The sequence below is a fragment of the Streptomyces sp. NPDC001056 genome (assembly GCF_053598955.1).
This window is the reverse complement of record NZ_JBSFLI010000001.1, coordinates 496274-510946: the sequence shown is the minus strand read 5'-3', so window position 1 is coordinate 510946 and position 14673 is coordinate 496274. Positions and strand designations below refer to the sequence as shown.

Genomic DNA, 14673 nt, shown 5'->3' with positions numbered 1-14673 from the left:
GTGCAATGCAGAGATTCCGCCCATAGTGCACCACACACGGACGGAAGGAACCCTCCCCGGACTCCTTGTCCTATTTTGGCACGAGGAGGGGGAAGAGGCGCAAGGGCCCTGTACGTGCAGTTCATCACCCTTAGGACGTTCTCGGCACAAACGCCCAGATCGGAGCCGACGGCCCGTCAGTTGGGTGAAACGCGGTCGACCGTACGCCGTTCGACACCGTCTCAGCTGTGGCGCACGTCACTTTCCGGCTACTTCTGTTTGAACGTCAGTTCGCCGAACGCCGGTCCCGCACCGCTCGCCACCGCTCCACGAGCCGCGCGTACGCCTCCCCGGCCGCCGCCCCGTCGCCCTGGCGCAGCGCCTCGACGCCCTCGGCCACGTCCGCCGCCGAGTGGTCGTCCTCCAGTTCGCCCGCCGACATCACATGCACGAGGCCGCCGTAGTCCAGCTCCACCAGCGAGCGCGGATGGAACTCCTCCAGCCAGCGACCGACGTCCACCAGGCCGTCGATCAGCGGCCCTTCCTCCATGGTGTCCCTCAGGGTGCGCAGCGCCCGCGCCACCCGGCGCCGGGCCTGCACCATGGGCGTGCGGTAGCGCAGCACCGGAGGCGCCTCGGCGGTCCCCTTGTCGTACTGCCGCTCCTCGTCCGCGACCAGCACGAACCAGTTCAGCGGCACCTGCCAGGTCGCCGTGCGGATCCACGGGCGCGCGTCGGGGTTGCGGGCGAGCCAGCGCTCGTAGTCCAGCGCCGCCTGCCGGCGCACCACCGGCGGCAGCACCGCGTCCAGCACCGGCGGGGGCAGCTCGTCGCCGAGCCCCTCCAGCGCCTGCCAGCCGCGCAACCGGGTCCGCCAGGGGCACACACAGACCACCCCGTCGACCTCCAGCACGAAGGCGTCGCCGCTCTCCTGCACCGGCACCGCGACCGGCGGGGTCGGCACCAAGTCGGCGAGGGAGCGGCGCAGTTCGTCCTGGTACGAGGGCCGGTCCGGACGCCGCGCGTAACGCGCCCAGTGCCCGCGCTCCGGCTCGGGGAAGGCGCCCAGCGGCTCGTACACGCGCAGATAGGCGGCATAGGGGACGACCACGGAGGACACCTTCGGCACGCCTGCTCCCTCCCCTTCGGACCCGGCTCGAAACACTGCAAATCGTGCCACGGTCAGGGGGGTGCGGTGGCCCCGTGCGAGTGATCCTCACCACTGCGCGGACGGTGCTCGGACGGAGGCTCTACGCTCATCCCACCAGTTCCCGCCACCCGTACGGGAGCTGATCCCCACCCGCCGCTAGTACACAGGAGTCACCACAGTGACCGACGTAACCGGCGCGCCTGCTGATGTCCTGCACACCCTGTTCCACTCGGAGCAGGGCGGTCATGAGCAGGTCGTGCTCTGCCAGGACCGCGCCAGTGGCCTCAAGGCCGTGATCGCGCTCCACTCCACCGCTCTGGGCCCGGCCCTCGGCGGTACCCGCTTCTACCCGTACGCGACCGAGGCCGAGGCCGTCACCGACGCGCTCAACCTCGCGCGCGGGATGTCGTACAAGAACGCCATGGCCGGCCTGGACCACGGCGGCGGCAAGGCCGTGATCATCGGCGACCCCGAGCGCGACAAGACCGAGGAGCTCCTCCTCGCGTACGGCCGGATGGTGGCCTCCCTCGGCGGGCGCTATGTCACCGCCTGCGACGTCGGCACCTATGTGGCCGACATGGACGTGGTGGCCCGCGAGTGCCGCTGGACCACCGGCCGCTCCCCGGAGAACGGCGGCGCCGGCGACTCCTCGGTGCTCACCTCCTTCGGCGTCTACCAGAGCATGCGCGCCTGCGCCCAGCACCTGTGGGGCGACCCCTCGCTGCGCGACCGCACGGTCGGTGTCGCGGGAGTCGGCAAGGTCGGCCACCACCTGGTGCGCCACCTGCTGGACGAGGGCGCGAAGGTCGTGATCACGGACGTCCGCCCGGACGCCGTCCAGCGGATCCTCGACCGGTACGAGGGGGTGACGGCGGTCGCCGACACCGACGCCCTGATCCGCGTCGAGGGCCTGGACATCTACGCGCCGTGCGCGCTCGGCGGCGCGCTGAACGACGAGACCGTTCCGGTGCTCACCGCCAAGGTGGTGTGCGGCGCGGCCAACAACCAGCTCGCCCACCCGGGGGTGGAGAAGGACCTCGCCGACCGCGGGATCCTCTACGCGCCTGACTACGTGGTGAACGCGGGCGGGGTCATCCAGGTGGCCGACGAACTGCACGGGTTCGACTTCGAGCGGTGCAAGGCCAAGGCGGCGAAGATCTTCGACACCACGCTGGCCATATTCGCACGTGCGAAGGAAGACGGGATTCCGCCGGCCGCCGCGGCCGACCGGATCGCCGAGCAGCGGATGGCCGAGGCCCGCACGGGCCGCACCGGTCACTGACTCGACCGTGCGCATGACTCGACGCGCACGAAATTCGTACACATGAGCGGTACCCGCCGAAGGCAGCTTAGAGAGAACTCTCACTTCCATCGGCGGGTCGTTCCCCGATAAGTGGTTAAAATCGCCACTGACCAGCGAGGACAGGGCGCCTCGAAGGTTCTGTGCACACGCGCGTGCTGCGGGCGACGTACCGTAGGGGCGCGGGCTCAGGTACCGTGGAAGCCCTACGGACCGGCCTCTCCATGGAGAGGCCGATCCAGATCATGAACGCGTGTCAGACTCTGGGGCCGTCGAGCCCCGTCACCGAGGGGGTCGAGCCATGGGGCGCGGCCGGGCCAAGGCCAAGCAGACAAAGGTCGCCCGCCAGCTGAAGTACAACAGCGGTGGGACTGACCTTTCACGTCTGGCCAGTGAACTGGGCGCATCAACTTCGAGCCAGCCGCCGAACAGCGAGCCGTTCGAGGACGATGACGAGGACGAGGACGACCTTTACTCCCGTTACGCCGACCTCTATGAGGACGACGAGGACGAGGACGAGGGTCCCTCTCAACACCGTCGCGGCGCTTGACCTTGCACTGAGCACCAGTCCGGTCGGTGGCACAGCCACCGACCGGCTTCTGTGCTACCCGCGGGCAGGTCCCGCGGGCACCACACCGTGGGCGTCAGTTCGCGTAGTCCCCCACCAGCTCCGCGCCGCTGTCCTTGTCGCCACGCTCGGTGATCTCACCGGCCACCCAGGCTTCGACGCCCCGGTCGGCCAGCGTCGCGAGGGCCACCTCGGTGGACTCCGCCGGGACGACCGCCATCATGCCGACGCCCATGTTCAGCGTCTTCTCCAGCTCCAGGCGCTCCACGTGCCCGGTCCTGCCGACCAGGTCGAAGATCGCGCCCGGGGTCCACGTGGCGCGGTCGACCACGGCGTGCAGGTCGTCCGGGATCACCCGGGCCAGGTTGGCCGCGAGGCCGCCGCCGGTGATGTGGCTGAAGGCGTGCACCTCGGCCGTGCGGGTCAGGGCCAGGCAGTCCAGCGAGTAGATCTTGGTGGGCTCCAGCAGCTCCTCGCCGAGGGTGCGGCCCAGCTCGGCCACCTCCGACTCCAGGGCCAGACCCGCGGTGTTCAGCAGGACGTGGCGGACCAGGGAGTACCCGTTCGAGTGGAGCCCGGAGGCCGCCATGGCGATCACGGCGTCACCCTTGCGGATGCGATCCGCGCCGAGCAGCCGGTCGGCCTCCACGACGCCCGTACCGGCGCCGGCGACGTCGAAGTCGTCCTCACCGAGCAGACCCGGGTGTTCGGCCGTCTCGCCGCCCACCAGGGCGCAGCCGGCCAGCACACAGCCCTCCGCGATGCCCTTGACGATGGCGGCCACCCGCTCGGGGTGGACCTTGCCGACGCAGATGTAGTCGGTCATGAACAGCGGCTCGGCGCCGCACACCACGATGTCGTCAATGACCATGGCGACCAGGTCGTGGCCGATGGTGTCGTAGACGCCCATGCGGCGGGCGATGTCCACCTTGGTGCCCACGCCGTCCGTGGCGGAGGCCAGCAGGGGCCGCTCGTAGCGCTTGAGGGCGGAGGCGTCGAAGAGCCCGGCGAAGCCGCCGAGGCCGCCCAGGACCTCGGGGCGCTGGGTCTTCTTCACCCACTCCTTCATCAGCTCGACGGCGCGGTCGCCCGCCTCGATGTCGACGCCCGCCGCTGCGTAGCTGGCACCAGTTGTCTCAGACATGACTGTGAGAGCTTTCGTGTCGTACTGCGGGGTGTTACGGGCGGCGGATCGCGTCGGCCGCGGCCGTCTCGGCCGGACCGGCCGCCAGCTCGGTCTCCAGCAACTGCTTGCCGAGCAGCTCCGGATCCGGCAGCTCCATCGGGTACTCGCCGTCGAAACAGGCGCGGCACAGGTTCGGCTTCGCGATGGTGGTCGCGTCGATCATGCCGTCGATGGAGATGTAGGCGAGCGAGTCGGCGCCGAGGCTGGTGCCGATCTCGTCGATCGTCATGCCGTTGGCGATCAGCTCCGCCCGGGTGGCGAAGTCGATGCCGAAGAAGCAGGGCCACTTCACGGGCGGCGAGGAGATGCGGATGTGCACCTCGGCGGCGCCCGCCTCGCGGAGCATGCGCACCAGGGCCCGCTGGGTGTTGCCGCGCACGATCGAGTCGTCCACGACCACCAGGCGCTTGCCCTTGATGACTTCCTTGAGCGGGTTCAGCTTCAGCCGGATGCCCAGCTGGCGGATGGTCTGGGAGGGCTGGATGAAGGTGCGGCCCACATAGGCGTTCTTCACCAGTCCCGCGCCGAAGGGGATGCCGGACGCCTCGGCGTAGCCGATGGCGGCCGGGGTGCCCGACTCCGGGGTCGCTATGACCAGATCGGCCTCGACCGGGGCCTCCTTGGCGAGCCGGCGGCCCATCTCCACGCGGGAGAGGTACACGTTCCGGCCGGCGATGTCGGTGTCCGGGCGGGCCAGGTACACGTACTCGAAGACACAGCCCTTGGGCTTTGCTTCCGCGAACCTGGAGCTGCGAAGGCCGTTCTCGTCGATGGCGACGAACTCGCCCGGCTCTATCTCGCGGACGAAGCTGGCGCCGCAGATGTCCAGGGCGGCGGACTCGGAGGCGACCACCCAGCCGCGCTCCAGGCGGCCGAGGACCAGCGGGCGGATGCCCTGGGGGTCACGGCCGGCATAGAGGGTGTGCTCGTCCATGAAGACGAGCGAGAAGGCTCCCCGGACCTTCGGGAGGACCTGCTGGGCGGCCTCCTCGATGGTCAGCGGCTTGCCGTCCTCGTCGACCTGGGCGGCGAGCAGCGCCGTCAGCAGGTCGGTGTCGTTGGTGGCCGCGACCCGGGTGGAGCGGCTGTTGTTCTCGTTCGGGAGTTCGGCGACCATCTCGGCGAGCTGCGCCGTGTTGACCAGGTTGCCGTTGTGGCCGAGCGCGATGGAACCGTGCGCGGTGGCGCGGAACGTCGGCTGGGCGTTCTCCCACACGGAGGCACCGGTGGTCGAGTAGCGGGCGTGTCCGACCGCGATATGACCCTGGAGTGATCCGAGAGAGGTCTCGTCGAAGACCTGGGAGACCAGGCCCATGTCCTTGAAGACGAGGATCTGGGAGCCATTGCTGACCGCGATTCCCGCGGATTCCTGACCCCGGTGCTGGAGGGCGTAGAGCCCGAAGTACGTGAGCTTTGCGACCTCTTCACCCGGAGCCCAGACACCGAAGACGCCACACGCGTCCTGGGGGCCTTTCTCACCGGGGAGCAGGTCGTGATTGAGTCGACCGTCACCACGTGGCACAGCACCGAGTGTAGGCGAGGTCGACCACTGGTCCGAATTGGGGATACGCGGTCGTAACGGACGGGTGGTTTACGGATCTCCTTGGCGGTTTCCGCATTTCCGCAGGTCAGCGCGGCGTGTCTACCGGTGGGCGGGGTTCCGCTCCACGCGTCGCGGCCGTGCGCGGGGCGGTTTGGCCGTATGCGTGAGTGAGGTGTCGCACATCATTCGGGTGTGCTGCGGGTGAGGTTGACGTGGTCTCCGTGACCCGTGGTGAGCGTGAGCTCGCCGTGCTCGGCCCTTCCGGTGAGCGACTGGCCGCCGAGCAGCCCCCCGAGCAGCCGCTCGAACGCCATCCGGGCGCTGTCGCAGGCCATCTTGGTGGTGCGGAGTTCCCCGAAGGTGACGCGGTCCGCGTCGAGGGCGACCGGGGCGCTGAAGGTGTTGCAGCCGAGGTTGCCGGCGGCGGTCCCCCGCGCGTCGATACGGAGGCGGGCGGACGCGGGCGCGGCATGCGTCGTGCCGTCAGCGACGACGCTCACGACGCGCCACTCGACACCGGTCAGGGGTTCGTCGACGGTCACGGCTCCACTGTGCCCGGGAGCGGCGCCACAGGCCACCGCCAGGGGGACGAGGAGCGCGAGACCAGCGGCCGTTCTGTGTCGTTTCATGCCGGTACGACGGTGAGGCGCGCCCCCCGGTTCCCTCAGGACATGACCGGGAGCAGCCCCCCGATGTCGGCCCGCTCCCCGCTCGCGCTGACCTTGGCCTCGTCCACGGCGTCCTGCCAGCTCAGCCGCCCGGTGGCGAGGCGGACCCAGGTCAGCGGATCGGTCTCCACCACGTTGGGCGGGGTGCCCCGGGTGTGCCGGGGCCCCTCGACGCACTGCACCACGGCGTACGGCGGCACACGCACCTCCGTGGACCCCCCGGGCGCCTTCACCGCGAGCGCGTCGGCGAGCAGCCGGGTCGTGGCGGCGAGCGCCTGCCGGTCGTACGACACGTCGAGCCCCGGTACGGCGGCGTTGAGGTCATCGGTGTGCACGACGAGTTCGACGGCGCGGGTGACGAGGTAGTCGTCCAGGGAGAGGGCGCCGACGTTGGTCCGCAGCAGCCGGTCGCCGGGGTGCTCGGCGAGAAGGCCGCGCAGGGAGGCGTCGACGTCCGCCAGGTAGGCGTCCAGGTCGGGATGTTCGGCGGTGAGTTCCCTGGTGAACGCGTCGATGACCGCGGAGTTGGCGGAGGTCGCGAACGGCCAGTCGAGCAACACGGCATCCGCCTTGCCCGGCGCGGGCTGATCCACCGCCCGGCGCACGGCGGTCACCGCCATCCCGATGTGCACCACCAGCTCCCGCACGGCCCAGTCCCCGAGCCGGGTGGGTCCCGCCAACTGCTCCTCGCCGAGCGTGCGTACGGCATCCCGCACCACACCCAGCTGGTCGAGGACCGCGGCACGGATCCGGACGGGGTCATACGCACGGGCACGCTTCTTGGCGGGGGGCATGGGGCGAGCCTATGCGGCGCGGTCCCCTTCGCCGACGCATTTCGGCCCGCGGTCGCGCCGCGCGGGAACGCCGGGTGGACGCTCCGATGCCGGCGCGGCCCCGAGGCCCCGTCCGTCGCGACGCGACGGACGGGGCCTCGGGGTGCCGCCGTGCCTACGCCAGCAGCGAGGGGATCGTGCCCTCGTGGGCCTCGCGCAGGGTGGCGAGGGGGAGGGCGAACTCGCCCTGGATCTCCACCGAGTCGCCGTCCACGACGCCGATGCGGGTGGCCGGGAGGCCGCGCGCGCCGCACATGTCGTTGAAGCGGACCTCCTCCGAGCGGGGCACGGCCACCAGGGCGCGGCCCGCGGATTCGGAGAGGAGGAAGGTGAAGGCGTCCAGGCCGTCGGGGACGACGAGGCGGGCACCCTTGTCGCCCAGCAGGGCCGACTCGACCACGGCCTGGATCAGACCGCCGTCGGAGAGGTCGTGCGCGGAGTCGATCATGCCGTCGCGGGAAGCGGAGATCAGGATCTCGGCCAGCAGGCGCTCGCGCTCCAGGTCGACCGCCGGAGGCATGCCGCCCAGGTGGTCGTGGATCACCTGGGACCAGGCCGAGCCGCCGAACTCCTCGCGGGTGTCGCCGAGGAGGTAGAGCAGCTGGCCCTCCTCCTGGAAGGCGACCGGGGTGCGGCGGGCGACGTCGTCGATCACACCGAGCACGGCCACGACCGGGGTCGGGTGGATCGCCGCCTCGCCCGTCTGGTTGTAGAGGGAGACGTTGCCGCCGGTGACCGGCGTGCCGAGCTGCAGGCAGCCGTCCGCGAGGCCGCGTACCGCCTCCGCGAACTGCCACATGACCGCCGGGTCCTCGGGCGAACCGAAGTTCAGGCAGTCCGGGACGGCCAGCGGCTTCGCGCCCGTCGTGGCCACGTTCCGGTACGCCTCGGCGAGGGCCAGTTGGGCGCCGGTGTACGGGTCCAGCTTGGCGTAGCGGCCGTTGCCGTCCGTCGCGATGGCGACGCCGAGGCCGGTCTCCTCGTCCACGCGGATCATGCCCGAGTCCTCGGGCTGCGCCAGCACCGTGTTGCCCTGCACGAAGTGGTCGTACTGCTGCGTGATCCACTTCTTGGACGCCTGGTTCGGGGACCCGACGAGCCTGAGGACCTGGTCCTTCAGCTCCTCGGACGTCGCCGGACGCGGCAGCTTGTTCGCGTCGTCCGCCTGGAGCTCGTCCTGCCAGGAGGGGCGCGCGTACGGGCGCTCGTAGACCGGGCCGTCGTGCGCGACCGTGCGCGGGTCGACGTCCACGATCTTCCCGCCGTGCCAGAAGATCTCCAGACGGTCGCCGTCGGTCACCTCGCCGATGACCGTGGCGATGACGTCCCACTTCTCGCAGATCTGGAGGAAGCGCTCGACCTTCTCCGGCTCCACGACCGCGCACATCCGCTCCTGCGACTCGCTCATGAGGATCTCCTCGGGAGACAGAGTCGAGTCGCGCAGCGGTACGTCGTCCAGGGTCACGCGCATGCCGCCGGAACCGTTGGAGGCCAGCTCGCTGGTCGCGCAGGAGAGGCCGGCCGCGCCCAGGTCCTGGATGCCGACGACCAGCTTCTCCCGGAACGCCTCCAGGGTGCACTCGATGAGGAGCTTCTCCTGGAAGGGGTCGCCGACCTGGACGGCGGGGCGCTTCGAGGGCTTCGCGTCGTCGAAGGTCTCGGACGCCAGGATCGACGCGCCGCCGATGCCGTCGCCGCCGGTCCGGGCGCCGTACAGGATGACCTGGTTGCCCGCGCCGGAGGCCTTGGCGAGATGGATGTCCTCGTGCCGCATCACACCGATGGCACCGGCGTTGACCAGCGGATTGCCCTGGTAGCAGGCGTCGAAGACGACCTCGCCGCCGATGTTGGGCAGGCCCAGGCAGTTGCCGTAGCCGCCGATGCCCGCGACCACGCCCGGCAGGACGCGCTTGGTGTCGGGGTGGTCGGCGGCGCCGAAGCGCAGCGGGTCGACCACGGCGACCGGGCGGGCGCCCATCGCGATGATGTCGCGGACGATGCCGCCGACGCCCGTGGCCGCGCCCTGGTAGGGCTCCACGTACGAGGGGTGGTTGTGCGACTCGACCTTGAAGGTGACGGCGTAACCCTGGCCGACGTCCACCACGCCCGCGTTCTCGCCGATGCCGACGAGCAGCGCGTCCGACTCGGGCGCCTTCTCGCCGAACTGGCGCAGGTGGACCTTGGAGGACTTGTACGAGCAGTGCTCGGACCACATGACCGAGTACATGGCGAGTTCCGCGCCGGTCGGGCGGCGGCCGAGGATCTGCACCACCCGCTCGTACTCGTCCTTCTTCAGGCCGAGTTCGGCCCAGGGCAGCTCGACGTCGGGGGTCGCGGCCGCGTGCTCGACCGTGTCCAGAGGCGTCCGGCTCATGCGTTGACCAGCTTCTTGAGGATCGAGGTGAAGAAGGGGAGGCCGTCGGTACGGCCCGAACCGATCAGCGGCTCGACGGCGTGCTCGGGGTGCGGCATCAGACCGACCACGTTGCCGGCCTCGTTGGTGACCCCGGCGATGTCGTTGAGCGAGCCGTTCGGGTTGAAGTCGACGTAGCGGAAGACCACGCGGCCCTCCGCCTCCAGCTTGTCGAGCGTGTACGGGTCGGCGACGTACCGGCCGTCCATGTTCTTCAGCGGGATGTGGATCTCCTGGCCCCGGCGGTAGTCGCCGGTCCAGGCCGTCTCCGCGTTCTCCACCCGCAGCTTCTGGTCGCGGCAGATGAAGTGGAGGTGGTCGTTGCCGAGCATCGCGCCCGGGAGGAGGTGGGCCTCGGTGAGGACCTGGAAGCCGTTGCAGATGCCGAGGACCGGGAGACCGGCCTTCGCCTGCTCGATGACCGTGTCCATGACCGGCGAGAAGCGGGAGATGGCGCCGGCGCGCAGATAGTCGCCGTAGGAGAAACCGCCGGGCAGGACCACGGCGTCGACCTGCTTGAGGTCCTTGTCCTTGTGCCAGAGGGCGACCGGTTCGGCACCCGCGAGGCGGATCGCGCGCTGGGTGTCCCGGTCGTCCAGGCTTCCGGGGAAAGTGACGACGCCAATACGAGCGGTCACTTGGCCGCCTCCTCGACTTCCGCGCCCTCTTCCACCTTGACGGTGAAGTCCTCGATCACGGTGTTGGCAAGGAAGGATTCCGCGAGATCATGGATGCGGGCGAGGGCGGCCTCGTCGACCGGCCCGTCAACTTCCAGTTCGAAACGCTTTCCCTGGCGGACGTCCGAGATCCCTTCGAAACCCAGGCGCGGCAGCGCACGCTGGACCGCCTGGCCCTGGGGGTCGAGGATCTCCGGCTTGAGCATGACGTCGACTACGACGCGTGCCACTGGCACTCCCGGTGTGTGGTGCTGAGCAGGTTCCTTCAGACTACCCGCACAAAATTTCTACGCGAGTAGAGTTGGAGGAATCTACGTGAGGCGCATCACGATCGGGTGTCGGAGCCCTACCGTCGTGAAAAGTTCTGGGAAAGTTCGACAGGCCGCCCGCAACCCCTATTGCGTTCGGACACGCGGACGGATTTAGTCGGGCTTCACTTTGCATTGCCGGGCACTGTACAAATGAATTGGCAATAGCCGATACTCGGCACGTCAACGCGGTGAGCTGTATCGACGTGCCGCACGAAGGGACCGATATTCGTGGCGCAAAAGGTCGTGGTCACTCTCTTTGACGACATCGACGGCTCGGAAGCGGCGGAAACGATCGCCTTCGGACTCGACGGCAAGTCGTACGAGATCGACCTGAACGAAACCAACGCCAAGAAACTGCGCAAGGCGCTCGCGCCCTACGTCGAGGCCGGCCGCAAGCGGTCGCGCTCCGGCAAGGCGTACAAGCAGACCGAGGTGGCCCCCGACCCGGCGGCCGTGCGCGCCTGGGCCCAGGCCAACAAGATGGACGTGCCCGCGCGGGGCCGCATCCCCAAGAAGGTCTACGAGGCGTTCAGCGCCGCGCAGTGAGGCGTCCGGCCCCGCCCCGGACGGGCAAGGCTCCAGGGCTCGCCGACGGGCCCTGGAGACCGTGCGCTGGTCCGTCCGGGGGCGCGTGGACGGCTGCCGGGGGAACCGACTTGCGCTACCCCCCTGTTGATCAGCTAATGTCTGGGACACGCCGAGGGGCGAGGCCGAAAGGCCGAAACCCCGAGGATCACGCGGGTGTAGTTCAGTAGTAGAACATCCCCCTTCCAGGGGGAAGGCGCAGTGTGCGATTCCTGTCACCCGCTCTGGCACCGGTCGTCCCGACCACTCCTGTGGATCAGGTAGGCTGGTGCTCGCACCGATCGGTGGGAGCCGGTCGGGAGCAGTGCGGACGTAGCTCAGTTGGTAGAGCGCAACCTTGCCAAGGTTGAGGTCGCGAGTTCGAGCCTCGTCGTCCGCTCCAAGGGAAAACCCCGATCTTCGTGATCGGGGTTTTTTCGTGCTCTCGTCAAGTGCTCCGGTATTCATGCCACTGCTCCGGTATTCATGCCGCGCGGCGAAGCCGCGGGCCGGGCGTGAAGCGCGCGCGGTGTGAAGGCGGCCACACCGTCGGCCGCCCGCGGCCGGTCCTCGCGGGGAGGCGCGGGCGGGCATCCAGGTCCGTCGGCGCCCGGCGGCGCGTCGGGAACACGTCGGCCGGCACACCGGAAACCCCTGCGGTCGGCGGGAGTTGGCGTCCGGGAAGGCTTGCCCCGGCCTCGCGGGGGTGGCGGGACGCCGGCCGTGGGGACCGCCGCGCTTCCCCGGCCCGGGGAGCGGCCCGCGGAAGTGTGTCCCGCGCACGTGCGAGGTTGGGTATAGTTGCTCCTGCGCCAAGGCGCACTGCGGACGTAGCTCAGTTGGTAGAGCGCAACCTTGCCAAGGTTGAGGTCGCGAGTTCGAGCCTCGTCGTCCGCTCCGAGAAAAGACCCCGGTCCACTGGACCGGGGTCTTCTTCGTGCGGTCAGGACCAGCTGGTGCCGGTCAGGCGCTCGTAGGCCTCCACGTACTTGGCGCGGGTGGCGTCGATGACCTGCTGGGGCAGCGGGGGCGGGGGCTGCTCGCTGCGCCGGTCCCAGCCGGATTCGGCGGAGGTCAGCCAGTCGCGCACGAACTGCTTGTCGTACGACGGCTGGGCACGGCCCGGCTGCCACTGGTCGGCCGGCCAGAAGCGCGAGGAGTCCGGGGTGAGGACCTCGTCCGCGAGGACGAGGGTGTCGCCGTCGAAACCGAACTCGAACTTGGTGTCGGCCAGGATGATGCCCCGGTCGCGCGCGATGTCCCGGGCGCGGGCGTAGACGGCGAGCGTGGCCTGGCGCAGCTGGGCGGCGGTCTCGGCGCCGACCTGGCGGGCGACCTCCTCGTAGGAGACGTTCTCGTCGTGCTCGCCGACCTCGGCCTTGGTGGCCGGGGTGAAGATCGGGGCGGGCAACTCGGAGCCGTCGACGAGGCCCTCGGGGAGGGCGAGGCCGCACACGGTCCGGGACTCGACGTACTCCGCCAGGCCCGAGCCGGTGAGATAGCCGCGGGCCACGCACTCGACCGGGACCATCTTCAGCGATTTGCAGATCAGGGTCCGGCCGGCCCAGTCGGCGGGGGCGCCCTTGGGCACCTCGTCGGAAATCACGTGATGGGGTGACAGGTCGCGCAACTGATCGAACCACCACAGGGAAAGCTGGGTGAGGATGCGGCCCTTGTCGGGGATTTCCGAGCGCAGCACCCAGTCATAGGCGGACATACGGTCGCTGGCGACCATCACGAGGTCGCCCGCCTCGTTCCGGTACAGGTCGCGCACCTTTCCGGTGTGCAGGTGCACCAGGCCCGGAACCTCGATCGGCTCGGGCTTTTCTACGAATCCGGACACGGTTCCTCCCCGTGGTTCTGTCCAAGTGCCTCGATTCTCCCTTATGCGGAGTGATCGGTTTCGGCCAGGGGTCGATCGGCCCCGCTTCCGGCTCAGTCGCGTTTGCAGATGCGGTCCAGGAGGTTGGCCGTGGCGCGCTGGATGCGGGCGTCCACATGGCCGGGGCGGTCGAGGGCCGGGGACCAGGCGAAGGTGCCGGAGGCGAACACCCAGGCGCCGGACGGGGCGCGGTACAGCGAGGTCTCCTGGTGGCGCGGGGCGCCGGTCGTGTCGCGGTACGGGGAGTGGGCGAGCAGGATGCGCTCGTCGTGGGCGGGCAGCGGGGTGCGCGGGAAGTACCGGTCGGCCTCGCCCGCGACCAGGCCCGGGATCTCGTCGCCCTCGTGCGCGCCGGTGGCCTCCCACAGCCAGTGGCCCGCGTTGCGCACGATCAGCGGGTGCGGTTCGGGCACCCGGCCCGCGTACTGGATGCCGATCAGCTCCTGTTCGGGCCGGTCGATCTCCCGCCACAGCACCGGCTTGCCCGGCCCCTTGCGTTTGCGGCAGGTCAGCAGCCGGTCCGGCGTCCCGGACGGCGAGGGCCCCAACTCGACCTGCCAGTACATGGAGTTGGCGGAGAGGAAGACCAGCGAGGTGCCGTGGTCGCGGGCCCGCTCGGCCGCGCGGCGCATGGGCAGCGTCCAGTACTCGTCGTGGCCGGGGAAGATCAGGCCCCGGTAGCGGGTGGGGTCCACCCGGCCGGCGTGCAGATCGCGGGCATCGGCGTAGGCGAGGTCGTAGCCGTAGCGCTCGGCCCAGCGGATGACGTCGTAGGCGTGCCCGACGTGCAGCGGCAGGCCCGCGCCCGCGTACGGCCGGTCGAAGGAGACCGTCGTGGCCGCGTCGGCCTCGCCGAGCAGCGCGCCCCGGTCGTCCCAGGCGTGGTAGAGGCTGGCGCCGGTGTGCCCGTCCTCCGGGTACAGGTTGTACGCCTGCCACGTCACGTCGGGCAGCAGCAGGAGCAGATCGGCCGGGCGGTCGTCGCGGACCGTGAACGGCACGTGGGAGCGGTAGCCGTCGGCGGTGGTCAGCACGGCCACGTAGGCGCCGATGCTCCAGTGGGAAGGCACCTGGAGGCGCCAGGACAGCCACCAGTGATGGCAGGAGACCGTGCGGTCGGCGGCCAGCGGCGGGGGCTGCACGATCCCGGACAGGCGGGGGCTGGTGGTGATCTTGGCGGCGCCGTCGCCCGCGTAGTGGCCGATCCGGTAGATGTCGACGGAGAACTCCTGCGGCGGGTCGACCGTGATGTGGAAGTCGATCGCCTCGCCGGGCGCGACCGCGCCGGTGGCGGTGAAGCCCTTGATCTGGCGGTGCACGTCGTCGGCCGAGCGGGGGCCGCCGGGGGAGGTGCGCGGCGCGGGGATGCGCGCGTCTCCCCGGGTGTGCTGCTGGGGGACGGCGTCGACGTACCAGGGCACGACATGGCCGGTGTCGTCGAAGTAGGTCTCGCTGCCGCGCAGCCAGGGCACCGGGCCCAGGCCGAAGGGATCCGTGACGGCGTGCGCGAGTGCTCCGGACTCCCAGCGGCGGATGTGGTCCGAGGCCATGGTCGCTCCCCTCCCCGAGCCCCCGTGTCCTCATGGTGGGTGGTGCTCG

General features: G+C 70.2%; 13 protein-coding genes and 3 tRNA genes. 6 read left to right on the top strand and 10 right to left on the bottom strand.

Annotated elements, in window-relative coordinates:
* Nucleotides 1-265 precede the first annotated feature (265 nt).
* Nucleotides 266-1108: a hypothetical protein gene (locus ACWDD7_RS02395; RefSeq protein ID WP_450455784.1), complete on the bottom strand. Its 843-nt coding sequence runs from the start codon at nucleotides 1106-1108 to the stop codon at nucleotides 266-268.
* A 199-nt stretch (nucleotides 1109-1307) separates the two neighbouring features.
* On the opposite strand from ACWDD7_RS02395, the gene ACWDD7_RS02390 reads away from it, so the two are divergent.
* Together ACWDD7_RS02390 and ACWDD7_RS02385 are read left to right on the top strand one after the other, a co-directional pair.
* Nucleotides 1308-2411, top strand: a complete 1104-nt coding sequence (locus ACWDD7_RS02390; protein ID WP_450455782.1) for a Leu/Phe/Val dehydrogenase — start codon at nucleotides 1308-1310, stop codon at nucleotides 2409-2411.
* 319 nt (nucleotides 2412-2730) lie between these two features.
* Nucleotides 2731-2979: a DUF3073 domain-containing protein gene (locus tag ACWDD7_RS02385; protein ID WP_351880261.1), complete on the top strand. Its 249-nt coding sequence runs from the start codon at nucleotides 2731-2733 to the stop codon at nucleotides 2977-2979.
* 94 nt (nucleotides 2980-3073) lie between these two features.
* On the opposite strand, the gene purM is transcribed toward ACWDD7_RS02385, so the two are convergent.
* The 7 genes from purM to purS all read right to left on the bottom strand — a co-directional run bounded on the left by purM (nucleotide 3074) and on the right by purS (nucleotide 10547).
* Nucleotides 3074-4141 (bottom strand): phosphoribosylformylglycinamidine cyclo-ligase, encoded by a 1068-nt coding sequence (gene purM / locus ACWDD7_RS02380; protein ID WP_450455780.1) that lies wholly within the window; start codon nucleotides 4139-4141, stop codon nucleotides 3074-3076.
* 34 nt (nucleotides 4142-4175) lie between these two features.
* Nucleotides 4176-5705 carry an amidophosphoribosyltransferase gene (gene purF, locus ACWDD7_RS02375; RefSeq protein ID WP_046423025.1) on the bottom strand — a complete coding sequence of 510 codons (1530 nt, stop codon included), beginning with the start codon at nucleotides 5703-5705 and terminating at the stop codon, nucleotides 4176-4178.
* Nucleotides 5706-5908: 203 nt separating this feature from the next.
* A complete protein-coding gene (locus tag ACWDD7_RS02370; RefSeq protein WP_351880268.1) occupies nucleotides 5909-6268 on the bottom strand; it encodes an META domain-containing protein in 360 nt (119 codons plus the stop codon).
* A 122-nt stretch (nucleotides 6269-6390) separates the two neighbouring features.
* A complete protein-coding gene (locus ACWDD7_RS02365; protein ID WP_351880271.1) occupies nucleotides 6391-7188 on the bottom strand; it encodes a maleylpyruvate isomerase family mycothiol-dependent enzyme in 798 nt (265 codons plus the stop codon).
* Between the two features lie 154 nt (nucleotides 7189-7342).
* Complete coding sequence (purL, locus tag ACWDD7_RS02360; protein ID WP_450455778.1) at nucleotides 7343-9601, bottom strand: phosphoribosylformylglycinamidine synthase subunit PurL; 2259 nt, start codon at nucleotides 9599-9601, stop codon at nucleotides 7343-7345.
* Complete coding sequence (gene purQ / locus ACWDD7_RS02355; RefSeq protein ID WP_046423029.1) at nucleotides 9598-10278, bottom strand: phosphoribosylformylglycinamidine synthase subunit PurQ; 681 nt, start codon at nucleotides 10276-10278, stop codon at nucleotides 9598-9600. The genes purL and purQ overlap by 4 nt, the downstream gene beginning before the upstream one ends.
* Nucleotides 10275-10547: a phosphoribosylformylglycinamidine synthase subunit PurS gene (gene purS / locus ACWDD7_RS02350; RefSeq protein WP_285556377.1), complete on the bottom strand. Its 273-nt coding sequence runs from the start codon at nucleotides 10545-10547 to the stop codon at nucleotides 10275-10277. Before purS ends, purQ begins: the two co-directional genes overlap by 4 nt.
* Before the next feature lie 309 nt (nucleotides 10548-10856).
* On the opposite strand from purS, the gene ACWDD7_RS02345 reads away from it, so the two are divergent.
* From ACWDD7_RS02345 to ACWDD7_RS02330, 4 genes are all read left to right on the top strand, one after another.
* On the top strand, nucleotides 10857-11174 hold the full coding sequence (locus tag ACWDD7_RS02345; RefSeq protein WP_031164632.1) for a histone-like nucleoid-structuring protein Lsr2: 318 nt from the start codon (nucleotides 10857-10859) through the stop codon (nucleotides 11172-11174).
* Between the two features lie 191 nt (nucleotides 11175-11365).
* Nucleotides 11366-11437 (top strand) — tRNA-Gly (locus ACWDD7_RS02340).
* An 82-nt stretch (nucleotides 11438-11519) separates the two neighbouring features.
* Nucleotides 11520-11595, top strand: a tRNA-Gly gene (locus ACWDD7_RS02335).
* Nucleotides 11596-12016: 421 nt separating this feature from the next.
* Nucleotides 12017-12089: transfer RNA gene (locus tag ACWDD7_RS02330), tRNA-Gly, on the top strand.
* Nucleotides 12090-12135: 46 nt separating this feature from the next.
* Here ACWDD7_RS02330 and ACWDD7_RS02325 read toward each other — a convergent pair.
* A complete protein-coding gene (locus tag ACWDD7_RS02325) occupies nucleotides 12136-13035 on the bottom strand; it encodes a phosphoribosylaminoimidazolesuccinocarboxamide synthase (RefSeq protein ID WP_351879493.1) in 900 nt (299 codons plus the stop codon).
* A 92-nt stretch (nucleotides 13036-13127) separates the two neighbouring features.
* Entirely contained in the window at nucleotides 13128-14624 is a 1497-nt protein-coding gene (locus tag ACWDD7_RS02320; protein WP_450455775.1) for a N,N-dimethylformamidase beta subunit family domain-containing protein, read from the bottom strand.
* Nucleotides 14625-14673 lie beyond the last annotated feature (49 nt).

Excerpts from the sequence above, each read along its gene's own strand:
- ACWDD7_RS02385 (WP_351880261.1), top strand. The coding sequence starts at position 2,731 with ATGGGGCGCGGCCGGGCCAAGGCCAAGCAGACAAAGGTCGCCCGCCAG.
- purM (WP_450455780.1), bottom strand. The coding sequence starts at position 4,141 with ATGTCTGAGACAACTGGTGCCAGCTACGCAGCGGCGGGCGTCGACATC.
- ACWDD7_RS02365 (WP_351880271.1), bottom strand. The coding sequence starts at position 7,188 with ATGCCCCCCGCCAAGAAGCGTGCCCGTGCGTATGACCCCGTCCGGATC.
- purL (WP_450455778.1), bottom strand. The coding sequence starts at position 9,601 with ATGAGCCGGACGCCTCTGGACACGGTCGAGCACGCGGCCGCGACCCCC.
- ACWDD7_RS02320 (WP_450455775.1), bottom strand. The coding sequence starts at position 14,624 with ATGGCCTCGGACCACATCCGCCGCTGGGAGTCCGGAGCACTCGCGCAC.